This window comes from Vogesella fluminis, from assembly GCF_014652335.1.
Taxonomy (GTDB): Bacteria; Pseudomonadota; Gammaproteobacteria; order Burkholderiales; family Chromobacteriaceae; genus Vogesella; species Vogesella fluminis.
Window position 1 is genome coordinate 1 of the sequence record NZ_BMYP01000115.1, and the last position, 866, is coordinate 866.

The 866-nt window shown below is 60.5% G+C and carries 1 protein-coding gene; it reads left to right on the forward strand.

Features of this window, described 5'->3' with window-relative positions:
* Positions 1–100: 100 nt before the first annotated feature.
* Positions 101–866: ISAs1 family transposase (locus tag IE083_RS15685; RefSeq protein ID WP_189354965.1), on the forward strand; the 766-nt coding region annotated here is incomplete at its 3' end.

Sequence of the window (866 nt, forward strand, 5' to 3'; positions counted from 1 at the left end):
CAGGGCAATTGCACCTATATGGCATGATATCGATGACTTGCCAATCCACTCCGACTTGAGGTGAACTATCGGGCTTTGCCGGGACAGGATGGGAACGCTGATGGAACATTTGGCCGACGTGCCAGAACCGCGGACAGGACGCTACATCGTCCATCCCTTGCCAGAGATTCTGGTCATTGCCGTCTGTGCCATCTTCGCCGGGGCAGAGAGTTTCGTGGAAGCAGTCGAATGGGCGGAAGCCAAGGAAGCCTGGCTGCGGCGCTTTCTGCCGTTGAAGAATGGCATCCCCTCTCACGATACGGTCAACCGTGTGTTCCGCCTGCTGGATCCCGCACAGTTCGAGGAAGCCTTTCGCGCCTGGACGCAAGGGCTGTTGGGATCGTTCCAGCAGGTTGCCATCGATGGCAAGTGCCTGCGTGGCAGCGCCCGAGGCACGCACAGCCCGGTGCATATGGTCAGTGCCTTTGCCACCGAACTGGGCCTGGCCTTGGGACAGGAGAAGGTGGCAGATAAAAGCAATGAAATCACCGCCATCCCCGCATTGCTGGCCGCATTGGATGTGAAGGGCTGTCTGGTCAGTCTGGACGCGATGGGCTGTCAGAAAGAGGTCGCCAGAACCATCGTGGAGCGCGAGGCAGACTATCTGCTGGCGGTCAAAGATAACCAGCCCAAGCTGCGCCAGGCGGTTCAGAGCGTGCTGATGGAGCGCCCTGCCGAGCGGGTGGCAAGTGCGCAAAAAGGGCATGGCCGCACGGTGGTGCAACAGGTGGTGACTGCGCCGGCGGAAGGGTTTGTCGATGCAGTCGCCTGGCCGGGTTGCAAAACGGTGGGCCGTGTGGATTCGATGAGGCTGGGTGGTCATGGCC